Annotated in this window: 12 protein-coding genes and 1 pseudogene; 1 reads left to right on the forward strand and 12 read right to left on the reverse strand. The window is 65.3% G+C overall.

The window, feature by feature from the left end:
- Positions 1–196: 196 nt before the first annotated feature.
- From trpA to QZ294_RS04815, 8 genes and pseudogenes are all read right to left on the reverse strand, one after another.
- On the reverse strand, positions 197–967 hold the full coding sequence (trpA, locus tag QZ294_RS04780) for a tryptophan synthase subunit alpha (protein ID WP_297047407.1): 771 nt from the start codon (positions 965–967) through the stop codon (positions 197–199).
- Positions 954–2,147, reverse strand: coding sequence for a tryptophan synthase subunit beta (gene trpB / locus QZ294_RS04785; protein WP_297047411.1), 1,194 nt, complete (start codon positions 2,145–2,147; stop codon positions 954–956). The genes trpA and trpB overlap by 14 nt, the downstream gene beginning before the upstream one ends.
- Positions 2,144–2,773 carry a phosphoribosylanthranilate isomerase gene (locus QZ294_RS04790; RefSeq protein WP_297047415.1) on the reverse strand — a complete coding sequence of 210 codons (630 nt, stop codon included), beginning with the start codon at positions 2,771–2,773 and terminating at the stop codon, positions 2,144–2,146. The genes trpB and QZ294_RS04790 overlap by 4 nt, the downstream gene beginning before the upstream one ends.
- Positions 2,763–3,608 carry an indole-3-glycerol-phosphate synthase gene (locus QZ294_RS04795; protein ID WP_297047417.1) on the reverse strand — a complete coding sequence of 282 codons (846 nt, stop codon included), beginning with the start codon at positions 3,606–3,608 and terminating at the stop codon, positions 2,763–2,765. The genes QZ294_RS04790 and QZ294_RS04795 overlap by 11 nt, the downstream gene beginning before the upstream one ends.
- A complete protein-coding gene (gene trpD, locus QZ294_RS04800; RefSeq protein WP_297047419.1) occupies positions 3,598–5,199 on the reverse strand; it encodes an anthranilate phosphoribosyltransferase in 1,602 nt (533 codons plus the stop codon). Before trpD ends, QZ294_RS04795 begins: the two co-directional genes overlap by 11 nt.
- A complete protein-coding gene (locus QZ294_RS04805) occupies positions 5,180–6,709 on the reverse strand; it encodes an anthranilate synthase component I family protein (RefSeq protein WP_297047422.1) in 1,530 nt (509 codons plus the stop codon). Before QZ294_RS04805 ends, trpD begins: the two co-directional genes overlap by 20 nt.
- A 101-nt stretch (positions 6,710–6,810) precedes the next feature.
- Positions 6,811–6,969 carry a hypothetical protein gene (locus QZ294_RS04810; protein ID WP_297047424.1) on the reverse strand — a complete coding sequence of 53 codons (159 nt, stop codon included), beginning with the start codon at positions 6,967–6,969 and terminating at the stop codon, positions 6,811–6,813.
- A gap of 658 nt (positions 6,970–7,627) precedes the next feature.
- Positions 7,628–8,034, reverse strand: a pseudogene (locus tag QZ294_RS04815) (transposase); the annotation flags it as partial.
- Positions 8,035–8,105: 71 nt separating this feature from the next.
- Between QZ294_RS04815 and QZ294_RS04820 the strand changes: the two are divergent.
- Complete coding sequence (locus QZ294_RS04820) at positions 8,106–8,933, forward strand: hypothetical protein (protein WP_297047427.1); 828 nt, start codon at positions 8,106–8,108, stop codon at positions 8,931–8,933.
- Here QZ294_RS04820 and QZ294_RS04825 read toward each other — a convergent pair.
- The 4 genes from QZ294_RS04825 to pyrE form a co-directional block, all read right to left on the reverse strand.
- Positions 8,925–10,004, reverse strand: a complete 1,080-nt coding sequence (locus QZ294_RS04825; protein WP_297047431.1) for a DNA cytosine methyltransferase — start codon at positions 10,002–10,004, stop codon at positions 8,925–8,927. The genes QZ294_RS04820 and QZ294_RS04825 overlap by 9 nt on opposite strands.
- Positions 10,005–10,183: 179 nt before the next feature.
- Entirely contained in the window at positions 10,184–10,948 is a 765-nt protein-coding gene (locus tag QZ294_RS04830) for a hypothetical protein (RefSeq protein WP_297047433.1), read from the reverse strand.
- 3 nt (positions 10,949–10,951) lie between these two features.
- A complete protein-coding gene (locus QZ294_RS04835; protein ID WP_297047436.1) occupies positions 10,952–13,165 on the reverse strand; it encodes a L,D-transpeptidase family protein in 2,214 nt (737 codons plus the stop codon).
- Entirely contained in the window at positions 13,155–13,712 is a 558-nt protein-coding gene (gene pyrE, locus QZ294_RS04840) for an orotate phosphoribosyltransferase (RefSeq protein WP_297047438.1), read from the reverse strand. Before pyrE ends, QZ294_RS04835 begins: the two co-directional genes overlap by 11 nt.
- Positions 13,713–13,722 lie beyond the last annotated feature (10 nt).

The raw sequence follows: 13,722 nt of genomic DNA on the forward strand, positions 1-13,722 counted from the left end.
GAAGCCATCCGAAGGGCGCGCCGCAGGCGCGTTTGCGTTGCCGCGCAAAGCGCGGCTTACGCAAATGGACCGCAACGCGCAGCTGTTTTTGACGGAGAATTTCGGCAGTCCCCCCCACAGCACAGACACATCACCAACCCAAAAGTATACTAAACCTACGCACGCGGGAGATCCTGCGCGCCGCGTGCCGCGACATCTACCGCCAGCGGCGCAGAAAGTCCGCCGCGCTCCCCCCGGCGTCCAGATGGCGCAGCAGGGCGCTGCCGAACACCACCGCGTCCGGCCGGGCCTCGGGCGGCAGTTCCGCAAGCTGCTCCGGGCGGCCGAGTCCGAAGCCCAGGGCCAGCGGCAGGCGCACGGCGCGGCGCGCGCGGGCCATGGTTTCGGCCACACGCGGGGCCAGGGCCGCGCGTTCGCCTGTGACGCCCATGACCGAGACCACATAGACATAGCCCTGGGCGCCGTCGGCGCAGAGCGTCATGCGCTCCTCCCCGGTATTCGGACCCACCAGCGGGATGAGCGCGATCCCGCGGGCGCCGAGGGCCGCGCGCGCGGGGTCCGCCTCCTCATGGGGCAGGTCGGGAATGATGCAGCCGGAAACGCCCGCCGCGGCCGCCTCTTCCGCAAGGCGCTCCAGCCCGTGGCTCAGGAAGGGATTGAGATAGCCCATGAGCACCAGCCCGGCGGAACCCGCGCGCCGCTCCCGGCGCGCCGCCAGTTCCGCCAGCAGATCGCCCAGATGGAAACCCGCCGCCAGGACCCGCCGCGACGCGTCCTCCACCACCGGGCCATCCGCCACGGGATCGGAAAAGGGCACGCCGATCTCGATGATGTCCGCGCCGCCGTCCAGTTCGTCAAAAGCGGTCCAGAAGGCCGCCCTGTCCGGAAAATGGGCCGTGAGGAACGGAATGAGCGCCGGACGCCCCGCCGCGTTGGCGGCCCGGATCTTTGCTTCAAGCGTGTGCATGCTGCGCCTCCCCGGCGGCGAGCGCCGCCTCGATGATGTCCATGTCCTTGTCGCCGCGGCCGGAAAGATTGACCACCACCTGATCGCCGGGCGCGAATTCCCCGGCGTGGGCGAACACCCAGGCCAGAGCGTGCGAGGATTCCAGCGCGGGCAGGATGCCCTCGGCGCGGCAGAGCCGGCCCAGGGCGTCCAGGGCTTCGGCATCGGTGATGATGTCATAGCGGGCGCGGCCGGTCTGCCGCAAAAAGGCATGCTCGGGACCCACGCCGGGATAGTCCAGACCGGCGGAAATGGAACCTGAAGGCTCGATCTGGCCGTCCTCTGTCTGGAGCAGGAGCGAGCGGCTCCCGTGGAGGACGCCCGGACGCCCGCGGTTGATCGACGCGCAGTTGAGGCAGCCCGGCTCGCCGCTGCCCCCGGCCTCCACGCCCACCAGCCGCACCCCGGCATCCGCCACAAAGGGATGGAACATGCCGATGGCGTTGGAACCGCCGCCCACGCAGGCCACCACGGCGGAGGGCAGGCGCCCGGCGTGTCCGAGCATCTGCGCGCGCGTCTCCCGGCCGATGACGCTCTGGAACTCGCGCACGAGCAGGGGGAAGGGGTGCGGGCCGGCGGCCGTGCCGAAGCAGTAATGCGTGTCCTCCTGGCGGGCGATCCACTCCCGCAGCGCGGCATTGATGGCGTCCTTGAGGGTGCGGCTGCCGCTCTCCACGGCGTGCACCTCGGCGCCGAGCAGGCGCATGCGCCGCACATTGGCCGATTGCCGCTCCACATCCTCGGCGCCCATATAGACCGCGCAGTCAAGGCCCAGGCGCGCGGCGGCCGCCGCCGTAGCCACGCCGTGCTGCCCGGCGCCGGTCTCGGCGATCAGGGCGCGCTTGCCCATGCGCCGGGCCAGCAGGGCCTGCCCCAGCGTATTGTTGATCTTGTGCGCGCCGGTATGGAGCAGATCCTCGCGCTTGAGCCAGAGATCGAAGCCCAGCTCCCCGGAGAGCGCGGGGCAGTGCGTCAGCGGCGTTTCCCGGCCCGCGTAGTCATGGAGCAGGCCGCCCAGTTCCTCCTGAAAGTCCGGCGCGGGCAGGATGTCGCGCATGGCCGCCTCCACTTCCAGCAGCGGCGGCATGAGCAGCTCCGGCACGAAACGGCCCCCGAATTCGCCAAAGTATCCGTCGTTCATTTTTTCTCCCGAAGCATGCCGGACGCGGCGGCAACGGCGGCCGCCAGCAGTTCCGGAGCTTTTTTGCCCGGCGCGTCCTCCACGCCGGAATTGAAGTCCAGGCCGTCCGGCCGCACGGCCGCCACCGCGGCGGCCGCGTTTTGCGGGCCAAGGCCGCCCGCCAGCAGCCAGGGACGCGGCGCCCGCAAGCCCGCGAGACGCCCCCAGTCCTGCGGGCGCCCGCTGCCGCCGCCACCGCGTCCGGCTTCCAGCAGGAACCAGGCGCAGCTCCCGGCGTGCTCCGCCAGCAGCGCCTCCAGTTCCCCACGGCCGGAACAGCGCTCCGGCCAGACGACGCGGATGACGCGCCCTGGTCCGATGCGCTCCGCGCAGGCCCGCCCCTGGGCGCCGTGGAGCTGGGCATAGTCCAGCCGCGCCGCGGCCATGACGGCAAGGATCTCCTCCGCCTCCTGCTCCACAAAGACGCCCACCCGCGCCATGCGGCCGGAGTCCAGCGCGGCCGCCGCCTCCGGCGTCACGAAGCGCGGGCTTGCCGGATGGAAGACAAAGCCGCAGAAGGCCGCGCCCAACCGCGCCGCCACGTCCACATCCGCCTGACGGGTGAGTCCGCAGACCTTAATCCGCATCTTCCGCCTCCCCGTGGCCCGGTCCCTCCCGGCCGGAGAGCATGCGGGCCAGCGCCGCGCCCGGCCGCCCCCCGGCCATGAGCGCCGTGCCCACCAGCGCCGCGTGGTAGCCCGCCCGCGCGGACCCGGAGAGGTGGGCGAAGCTGTCCATGCCGCTGGCGGCGATCCAGAGTTCGGCCGGCTCCGGCGGACAGGCGCGGATCAGGGCCAGCGCCGCCTTGCGGTCCACCCTGAAGGTATTGAGATCCCGCGCGTTGACCTGGATGATACGCGCGCCGCTCTCCCGGGCCAGGGCCAGGTCCGCCCTGTCGAACACCTCCACCACGGCCGCCATGCCGCGGGCCTCGGCCGCCTCGCGCAGGTCCCGCAGGGCGCGCGCGTCCGGCGTGAGCCGCACGATGAGCAGGAGGGCCGAGGCCGGGGTGGCCGCCGTGGCCTCCACCTGGAGCGCGTCCAGAAGAAAATCCTTGCGCAGCAGGGGCGCGCCCCCTCCGGGAACGCCTGCCAGCGCCCGCGCCGCGCGCGCCAGAAAGTCCATATGCCCGCGAAACCATGTTTCTTCCGTGAGGATGGACAGGGCGGCGGCTCCGGACCCGGCGTACTGCCGCGCCACGTCCTCCACCTCCAGACTTTCGCAGATGCTCCCGGCCGAGGGCGAGGCCCGCTTGTATTCCGCGATCACGGCCAGCGGCGCGCCCGGCGCCCTCCGCAGCAGGGCGGCGGCAAAGTCCGGACGCGAACCCTCCCACGGCGGCGGCAGCGCGCCCCGCTCCGCCGCGCGGCGCAGGGCGGCCACTTCCTCCGCCTTGGCGGCGCGAAAACGCTCAAGCCGCACGGAGCACCTCCCTGCCGGCGCCGGCGCGCACCGCCTCCCGCGCGCGGCCCATGGCCGCGCCGAGGCCAAGCTCATCCTCCAGCAGATACACGGCCAGGCCCACGTTGAGGGCCACCATGTCGAGCATGGCTTCCGGCCCGCGTCCGGCGAGCAGCTCGCGCAAAACGGCCACGGCCTCCTCGCGGCTCTCCACGGCAAGATCGGCGGCGCGGCAGGCGTGGGCCAGGCCGAAGTCCGCCGGCTCCAGGAGCAGGGGGCGGACCTCGCCGTCGCGCAGCAGAGCCACGCGCGCCGGTCCCATGGGCGTCACCTCGTCATAGCCGCCCGCGCCGCAGACCACGGCCCCGCGCCGAAGCGGCGTCTGGCGCAGGGTCTCCGCCGCCAGATCCACCAGTTCCGGCCGCGCCACACCCATGAGCAGATGGCTGGGCCGCGCGGGGTTGATCAGAGGACCCAGGATATTGAAGAGCGTCCGCACGCCCAGTTCCCTGCGAAGGGGACCGATATTCCTGAACGCCGGATGGAAGCGGGGCGCGAAGAGAAAGGCGAAATTGCGCCGCGCCACCGACTCGGCCACGGCGGCGGGGTCGGCCTCCAGATCCACGCCCAGAGCCTCCAGGGCATCGGCGCTGCCGCAGGTGGAGGAAACGGCCCGGTTGCCGTGCTTGACCACCCGGTAGCCCATGCCCGCCAGCGTCAGCGAGGCGGCGGTGGAGCAGTTGAAGGAATGGCGGCCGTCGCCGCCGGTGCCCACCACGTCGATGCAGGTCCCGCCCACGCCCTCCACGGCCACGGCGCGGGCCAGGGCCGCGCGCGCGGCGTGGGCCAGCTCCAGCGCGCTTTCGCCCTTCATCCGCAGGCCCATGAGCAGGCCCCCGGCCTGGGCCGGGGTGAGGCGGCCGTCCATGAGGGCGGCGAAGGCCTGGGCGGCCATGTCCGCCGTCAGGTCCTCGCGCGCGGCCAGCCGTTCGAGAATGGCGGCCATGTCCGGCGGCGCGGCGGCGGCCGTCCCCAGCGCCGCCGGAAAATTCGCCAGCAGGCGGATGCCGTCGGGCGTGAGCACGGATTCAGGATGGAACTGCACCCCGGCCCACGGCCGGTCGCGGTAGCGCAGGGCCATGACCTCGCCCTCCGGTCCGCGCGCCGTCACTTCCACGCGCCGGTCCGCCGCTTCGGTGAGGCGCACCACCAGCGAATGGTAGCGCCCGACGGTGAGGGGATTGGGCAGCCCCTCGAACAGGCCCTTGCCGTCATGGACAATGTCCGACTGCTTGCCGTGCATGACATCGGGCGCAAGCGCGATGTCAGCCCCGGCGTGCAGGCCGAGCAGCTGGTGCCCGAGGCAGACGCCGAGCACCGGCACGGACGGCGCGCGGGCCTCCAGCCGCCGGAGGAACTCCGGGCAAAGCCCGGCGCGTTCCGGGCGGCCCGGACCCGGCGAAATGCAGACCATGGCAAGGGCGGGGTCTTCCGCCATGCCCGGCAGGGCGGGATCGTCATTGGCGAGCACCACCGGTTCGCGCCCGAGTCCGTAAAACGCCTGCACGAGGTTGTAGGTAAAGGAATCGTGGTTATCGATGAGCAGGAACATGGTCTTCCTCCCCGGGCGTAAGCGCGGCGCGCATGACGGCGGACTTGTTGAGCACTTCCTTCCATTCGAGGTCCGGGTCGGAATCGTGGACGATGCCGCCCCCGGCCTGCCAGAACAGGCGTCCGTCCCGCTGCCACATGCAGCGGATGGCGATGCCCATGTCGAGGTCGACCGCGGGCGCCGCCTGTGCCCCCGTTTCCGAAGCGGCGGCGTCCACCCCGGCGCGGTGCGCCCCGGCAAGGCCGATCCAGCCGACGCAGCCCGCATACGGCCCGCGCGGCGCGCCCTCCAGCTCGCGGATGATCTCCATGGCGCGGCGCTTGGGCGCGCCCGAGACCGTGCCCGCCGGAAAGGCGGCGGCGAGCACGTCCACGGCATCTGGAGCATCCGGGGCATCCGCGCCCCGGCCGTGCCCGGGGCGCCCGCCAAGGGTGGCGCTGATGCGGCTCGTGAGATGCATGACGTGGGAGAAGCGCTCCACCTCCATGAATCGCTCCAGGCGCACGCTTCCGGGCAACGCCACGCGGCCGAGGTCATTGCGGCCCAGGTCCACGAGCATGACATGCTCGGCGCGTTCCTTGGGGTCGGCGAGCAGTTCGGCGGCCAGCGCCTCGTCCTCGGCGTCCGTGCGGCCGCGCCGCCGCGTGCCCGCAATGGGCGACAGCGTGAGCCGTCCCCCCTCGCAACGCACCATGACCTCCGGCGAGGAGCCGAACAGCATCAGTCCCGGAAAGCGCATGCAGAACATGTAGGGCGAAGCGTTGAGTCCGCGCAGCCGCCGGTAGCAGGCAAAGGCGTCTCCGGCGAAAGGCGTGGAAAAGCGGTGCGAGGGCACCACCTGGATGGCCTCGCCCTGGCGCAAGAGTTCCCTGATGCGCGTCACCATGGCCGTGTATTCGCCGGCTCCGCCGGTGTCGGCCGTGCCGCCCGCGGGGCCGTCCTTCGGCGCGGAAGCCGCCGCGCCGGGCGCTTCCCGCGCGGAGCGCGGCTCGCGGTATGCGCCCAGGCTGACCTGGCACAGCCGATGGTAGAGATGGTCGAAGAGCAGGACCGTGCCCGGCAGGGCCAGAGCGCATTCCGCCTCCTCCGGGGGCAGGCTCCGGGCCAGCCCCGGCTGGAAAATCCCGGCCATGCCGAAACCGAAATAGCCGTACAGGGCGCGCGTGATGGGCGGCAGGTCGTTCGCGCCTTCCGGCGGGAGCAGGCGCACGCGGCCCAGCAGGGCGCGCAGCCCCTCCACAAAGGGCGCGCCGTCCAGGTCGCGCAGCGGGGCGAAGCGGGCGTCGCGCGTCTCCAGCGCCAGGCGCCCCTCGCGGCAGGCGACGAGCAGGGCCATGTCGCAACCGAGAACGCTGTACCGGCCCCAGCGGCCGTCCACCTCGGCGCTTTCGAGCAGCACGCCCTCGCCGTCGCCCACCATGCCCAGCCAGAGGCTGATGGGGGTGTCCATGTCAGCCGGGAGCCAGCGCGCCCGCTGGCGGATCGTCACCATGCCGTTGTCCGTGTCCATGTTTCATCTCCGGCGCGCGTGCCGCGCCCGCAAAAGGGAAGAAAAAAAGCGCCGCCTCCCCGAAGGGAGACGGCGCCGTCAACGCCAGGATCCGCGAACGCCTATGCCCGCGCCACTCCCTTCACACGGAGAACGCGGCGCCACCAGGCGCGGGAGGAGGAAGCCATGCCGAAGGAACCGTCAGCGACCACGCCGCCGCGCGCCGGGGCCAAGGGGCGCAGGCTGCGGAAGCGGAGGGATGTGGTGACGGCAACGGACATGACGACCTCGCAGGGTTTGTTCCGGGTGTACGGTAATCGCGGGACGCGCATCCTGTCAAGCGCGGGAAGGGAATCCCCCCCGCGCCTGACATTTTTTGCCGTACGGGTATCGTTCTCCCAACCGATATCAGGAATTCCGGCAGAGTTCCCACCGAGCATCGGAACTCGTCTGGCACAGGAAGCCTGCGGGGCAGGCATCCGGCAGCGTCCGGCGGCATGATCGCCGCTGGCGGCCGCCCGTCGAGTCAAGCCCGGAACGGAACATGACGATTTTTTGTTTCCGCGCGTCCGCGCGGCCCTTTCCCGACAATTCCGCCCTTGGCCGCCGCGCTGATTCCCGCGCTTCGGGCGCTTTCCGCGCGTTCCCCGCCGCTTCCTCTCCCTCTGGCCGTCCCGCCCGCGCGCGCATGCCGCGCTTGCCGCTGCGGCGGCTCCCGCCACCACCCCGACGCCGGGCACCTCCACGCCCGAAACTCCCGAGCCGGACCTCACCTCGCTGGAAGGAACGCTGCACATCGGTGCCCCTGGCGATGTTGCGAGCATCAGCCTCAACGGCACCGAGGTCTGGACCACCCCCGGGGAAGGATCGTGGACGCCATCAAGACCCCCGGCGGCATACTCCACATAGACGGTTTTGAGGAGGGCACCGACCGCAGATTCAACCCTTAGCAAGAAAAGAATCGCTTCTTTTTGCATAACAAGTTGCAGTTCCACGCCACCTTTTGAGATGGAAAAAGACATTCTCCACAATATAGTGTGCTTTATACAGATATCTGTCGTATTCTCATTACTTTTTACGAATTTTTTTCGGGGTAATTACAACTTTCATTCCTCGTTGTGCAGCTTCTTCAACCACAGTGTCTGTCTCGAAAGCTCGATCTGCCAAAAGATCTTCCGCAACAAATCCGTCAATCACAGCGCAAGCTTCGTTGCAATCATCTCTGGTACCTTCTGTACTCATAGCTCTGAGTGGCATACCATGCACATCCACAGCCAAATGTATCTTTGTGGTGAGTCCCCTTTTGTGCGGCTCATGTCCTGATTGCCTCCCACAGCTCCGGAGGAAGGTCATCTTGCCTTATCCTCCAAGCTGGGCTAGCCTATTGTGCTCGCTCACAACTAATGGAGGAAGTTTAATGTCTATTCCTTTTTTGACACGTGAGCCTAGTGTATGCGAAATTGAACGGTTACGTTTGTTAATGAGTGTGTTCCGCGATGGAAGCGGCCAAGAGCGAGAACGTGATAATACATCAAGACCTGGATGGCGAGATCTTGAGAGAGTTTTTGCAGATTTTCTCGCAGGTCATGCAAATGAAAATAAGGAAATTTTTGATGTTATCGTTAGTTCAACAGATCAAAGAAATAAGGCATATGGAATTTCTCTAAAATCAAAAGAGTTGTCTCGTGCTAGTGCCCTCGAAGATTTGGAAAACAATGGGCGTGTGTACATGGAGCTATGCAATTCGCCTGCAAAACTATGGGGACCACTTAAAGAATTGCAGCTTACTGAGGAAATTTTTCGTGAAAAAAGACAAGATGTGGCTAAAACAGTAGGTGACTGTATTATTGCAACTATAAAAAATTGGCACAGAGATACAAAAAGGAAATATGAAGTTAATAATCCTGGGGAAAATTTAGATCTTGAGAAGAGTAAGTATATTACAGTTAGTAGTAACATTAAAAATAGCGTGCGTTCATACCAAGTGCATTCATTTTCCTTAAGCTTACCAACTGATTTGGTATGGAAATTTTCTTCGGAAAAATGTTTACGTGGTTATGATAGTAGCTCCCCAGAAGAAATCGTCTTTGATTGGTATGGGCTTTCTGGGGGGCAACTAAAATACTATCCAAAAGCATCAGAGGCGATTTATAAATCACCAATTTTTCATTTAGAGCAGCCTCCCATTCACACTCTTTCTGATAGAGCCAAAGAATATTGGCCTGACAAGTGGAGTTCAGATTAATGCAAGTTGCTGGGGCTGGACTTTTTGCTCTTGTAGCCCAGTACCGTTTACAAGATGTTTGAGAATTTTTTCAGCGAGTAGCGGAGGAACAGCATTCCCAATCTGGGTGAATTTGGATTCAATCTTCCCAACAGGCTCAAAATTCGTGGGAAAAGTTTGGATGAGGGCACATTCTCTCCATGAAAGTCTACGCGGTGTATCAAGAGGTATAACTTGATTCTGTGCCAATGCAACATCATATTCATCTGTGAAATCCCAACGTTGTTTCCATCCATCACTTAAATTTGACCAAGTAAGCTTCATTATAGGAGAAGCCGGATGTAAAGTAACATGCCGCCAGTTCGCAACTATCGTAAATGAAGGGGACCCCCATGGCGCTTTACGGTTTCGAGACATGTAGTACCATGACATGTGTCCCTCTGGATCATATGGTCGTTCATAGAATTCGCCTTTAGGCCATGAAGGCAACCCTTTAATTGCGAATCCATGCGATTCATATGCTGGTAACCCAGATCCTGCTTTTCCATGGGTTGGCGCTGGAAAGGCAAACTGCAATTTTAAATCTTTTCTTATTCCAACGATAAATAGTCTCTTTCTTGATTGAGGGACACCATAGTCTTTCGCATCAATAACTTTATAATAAATATCATATCCAAACCTTCCAGCATCATTGAAGACGCGTATTTGCTCATGCAAAAATGAACCCTTATTGATGTTCTTCAGTCCAGAAACGTTTTCAGCAACAAAAAATTTTGGTGAGGTATTGTTTAAACACCGCAAAAACTCTAGATAAAGATATGTCCGATTATCATTTTTTGGATTGCGATTGCCTCCCATTGAAAAGGACTGGCAGGGATATCCACCGATTACTATATCAGCTTCAGGAAATGATTTAATATTTTTTATATTATCCTCAACAATTTCTGTATTTTTAAAATTTTTCCTTAACGTTTCTGCTGCATCGTGATCAATTTCATTTGCCCATATAATATCAATGCCAGCTTTTTCAGCCCCAAAGTCCATTCCACCGCAGCCAGAAAAAAGAGATATTGCTCGCAATTTTGTATTCATTTATACAACATACCAATATTTTATTCTGTTGTACATGGTCAATGTCTATCGATATCCAACAGGAAGACTGCAATGTTCCAATAGGTTGTGCACCCTCCTCCTATCCGTCAAAGCGGGAAGCGCCAAACAACAATGACCCGGGAGAGAAGAGGGGTGAACAACCTATTGAAACATTGCAGCTAGCGTTCCACGGCGAAAATATTGCGGTACAGAAGGCCAGTGTCCCGGACTTCCAGGATGACCTGGGCATTGACGAGGCTGTACTGCTCAGGCACGCGGGAGATCATGACCGCGCGCTTGAAGCGGCTGATGCGGAAATTGCCCACATCTTCCGGGTCAAAGATCAACTGGTGTTTCTGGCCGGATGCCGTGACCAGCGTGGCGGAAACCGTGCCCGCGAGCAGTTTCTGGCTCTCGGGATTCCGCAGGTCCAGGCCGATGCGCAGCGCATTGCCCCTGAGAGCGCGCGCCTGGACGTTGGTCACCTTGACGCGGCCCGTGTCCACGGCGGGAAACTCCTCATGCCCCGGCCCCTCGGCCAAGGGCGTGCCCGCATTGGGCGCGCCAGGGGAGGTCTCCGCCCCGGCCGCCCCGGCCGGCCCCCCCTCCGCGGCCGGGGCGTCGCCGCCGGCGCGCGCCAGACGGCGCAGCAGAAGTTCCCGCCCCGGAACGCCCTCCTCGCGCAGCAGCTCCTCGAAATTTTCCAGCCGCTCGGCCGTGGCCTGCGCTGTCTGGCAATCGGTCTCGAAGCGCTGCATGTTGACGCGCAGGGTGACGTTTTCGTCCCACAGCAGCCAGCACTGCCAGGCAAGCAGGGCGCAGAGCGCCGGCATGCTCGCAAAAAAGACGACGAGGGCGAAAAAACGGCTCCGCCGCAGACGAAAACTGCGGCGCGGGCCATTGTCGCGCATGAGGATGATGCTCAGTTGTTCCCGATATCGCACGCGCTACCTCGCCGGAGCCTCGGGCACCCAGTCCTCGCGCTGGATGCGCCAGCCCGTGCCGTCATAGCGCAGCAGAAGGGTCTTGACGCCACGGTCGCTCCGGCCCGCGCTGTCCGCATACGCCTGGGTCATGTCCGCGCGGATGCCCCGCCTGTCCATGGCAAGCCGCAGGCCCGAAAGATTGACCAGCGTGGGACGCACTCGCTGCCAGAGGTCTTCCTTCTGGCGGCGGATGGCATTGTTGCCCGCGCGCCCGCTCTGGATGGCGTCCCGCGTGTAGCAGGCCATGTAGTCGTCCAGGCGGGCGCCTTCCCAGGCCCTGCGCCATGCTTCCACGGCGCGGCTCACCTCGCCGCTGACCGTTTCAAGGTAGTCGGCGGCCAGCCCGAACTCGCCGGGCCTGAACTCGGAGCCAACGATGCGGAACTCGCCATCGGTGTCCTTGCGCCACCAGAGGGTACGCAGCCCCTGCACCGCGCCCTCGGGACCCACGACCATCTGCTCGCAGCGGCTCACGGCCACCGGCCAGTGGAACTCCAGCACCGGCGCCCGCTGCACCACCCGCAGCCAGGGCTGCCGGAACTCGCGCTCCAGAGCGCGCATGGCGCTGTCGTAGGAACGGCCGCGCGGCACACCGAGCGAAAGCGGCAGGCGATTGTATTCCCTGCGGTCATAAAAATCGGCAATATCCTGCGAGCGAGCGGCAAAGGCCGCGTTCCAGGCGCGCACATCGCGGGCAAGGGCGGCCCTGTCCCCGGCGCTGAAGTCAGCCGCTGTTTCCGCCACAGCGGCGGGGACTGGCGCCGCAGCCGGGACTTCCGCCGCCGGGGTGGCCTCGGGGGCGGTGTTCGCCGGCGTGGCCGGCATGGCTGGCCTTTCGGGGGCAGCTGCCCCGGCGGACCCGGACCCTTCCGCGGGAACCTCGGGAGCGGGAGCAGCGGGCGCGGGGTCCTCCGCAGCGGGCGCGTTCCGACGCGCGTCCATGCTCCTGCCGCTCCCCCAGGTGATCTCCGCCGGGGGCGCCGCGGGCGTTCTGCGGGGCACCAGCGGGTCGCTGATGGCAAGCAGCCGCTCCGCCACCGCCGCCACAGCGGCAATGGCCGGTCCCGCCTTGGGCGCCTGTTCGGCGCCCGCGGCTTCCGGGCGCGCCACAGCCGTCGCGGCCACGGCCGCCCGGTCCGGGGCTTCCGGCATGTCCAGCCGGGGCGGCACCGGCATTTCCGGGTCCGCGCCGCCGGCGTCCGAGGTCACGCCGCGCGGCGCCTCGGCCACCAGGCGTCCCTGCTGAAAGTCCGCGCGCATGCCCACATCGCGGGGGGTCCATTCCATACCCACGATGCGGAACCTGCCGTCGCCGCCGCGCTGCCAGTAAAGGCGGCGGATGCCCTCCGTGGACAGGTTGGAGGCCGTATAATACTGTTCCGACCAGGTGACCCAGTAGCCCGGCCCCTCCAGGGCATGGATCTCGCGATTGTAGATTTTGATGAAGCCAAGGATCTTGAAGAGCCGCTCCTTGTTGCGGCGGAAGGCGCCAAAATCCTCGGTGGCGCGGGAATAGGCCGGGGCATCGTAAAAATCGAACATGGCGGCCGAGCGCGAGGCCCAGGCCCGGCTCCAGTCACGCATGAGTCCCCGCAGACGCGCCGCCGTGCCATCGTCCGGGGCGGGCGGGCGCGCGGCGTCAAACTCTTCGGCAAGCACCACGGGCGTGCCCGGCGTGAGCAGGGGGCCGACTTCCGCGATGTCCTTGAGTCCGATGGCGACGCACCCGCGCGTGGGCACAAGGTCAAAGCCCTTGCTGTGGATCCAGATGCCGTGCCCGGTCTTGCCGCGCAGCCGGTCCACAGGGTTCGGATAGTTCAGGGTATAGGCGATGCCGCCATATTCCCGGAAGTCCAGACCGCCGGCGATCTTGTATTCCACAAAATACACGCCTTCGGGCGTCCGCAGGTCGTTGGTCTGCTGCTTGTCGCCTGCCAGCTGGCCCGTCACGCACGGGTAGGTATAGCGCAGCTTGAACGGGCTTTTCTTCTCAAAGTAATGAAATTCCTTGCGTTTCTTGTCCACGCCCACAAGCCGCGAGGGCAGTCCCTCGTTACGCAGGCTCGCCTGCCAGTTGTCCGCCCGCGCCAACGGCGGCGCAAGCAGCGGCAGCGCCAGCAGGGCGCATGCCAGCAGGATGCGCGCGAGCGGCCCTATGGCGCGTTCAGCGGGCAAGTTCCACCAGCTCCTTGCGGGTGAAGAGCGCCAGCAGGTCGTAGCCCGCTTCCGCTATGGCCTCGCGGCCCCCCTCCTCCCGGTCGAGGATGGCGCAGACAGCCGCGATGTTCAATCCGGCGTCGCGCACACGTTCACAGGCCTTGAGCAGCGAACCGCCGGTGGTGACCACATCCTCAAGCATGGCTACGGAGTCGCCCGGGGCGAAATTGCCAAGCCCTTCCACAAACTGGCCCGTGCCGTGGCCCTTGGCCTCCTTGCGGACCAGAAGCCCGTGCAGCGGGCGCCCGCGCTCCCAGGAAATGACCGTGGTGGCCGAAACGAGCGGATCGGCGCCAAGGGTCATGCCGCCCACGCCCCGGATGGCAAGGTCCGCCAGAAGGTCGTTGAACAGCGAGCCGATGAGCCACGAACCCTCGGCCGAAAGCGCGGTGACGCGGCAGTCGAAATAGTAGTCGCTCCTGCGGCCCGAGGCGAGGACGAAGTCGCCCTCGCGGTAGGATTTTTCCACCAGGATGCGGGCCAGGCGACGCTTGCGCTCCAGCATGGGGCCTCCG

It is taken from the genome of uncultured Desulfovibrio sp., assembly GCF_910584445.1.
Taxonomy (GTDB): domain Bacteria; phylum Desulfobacterota; class Desulfovibrionia; order Desulfovibrionales; family Desulfovibrionaceae; genus Desulfovibrio.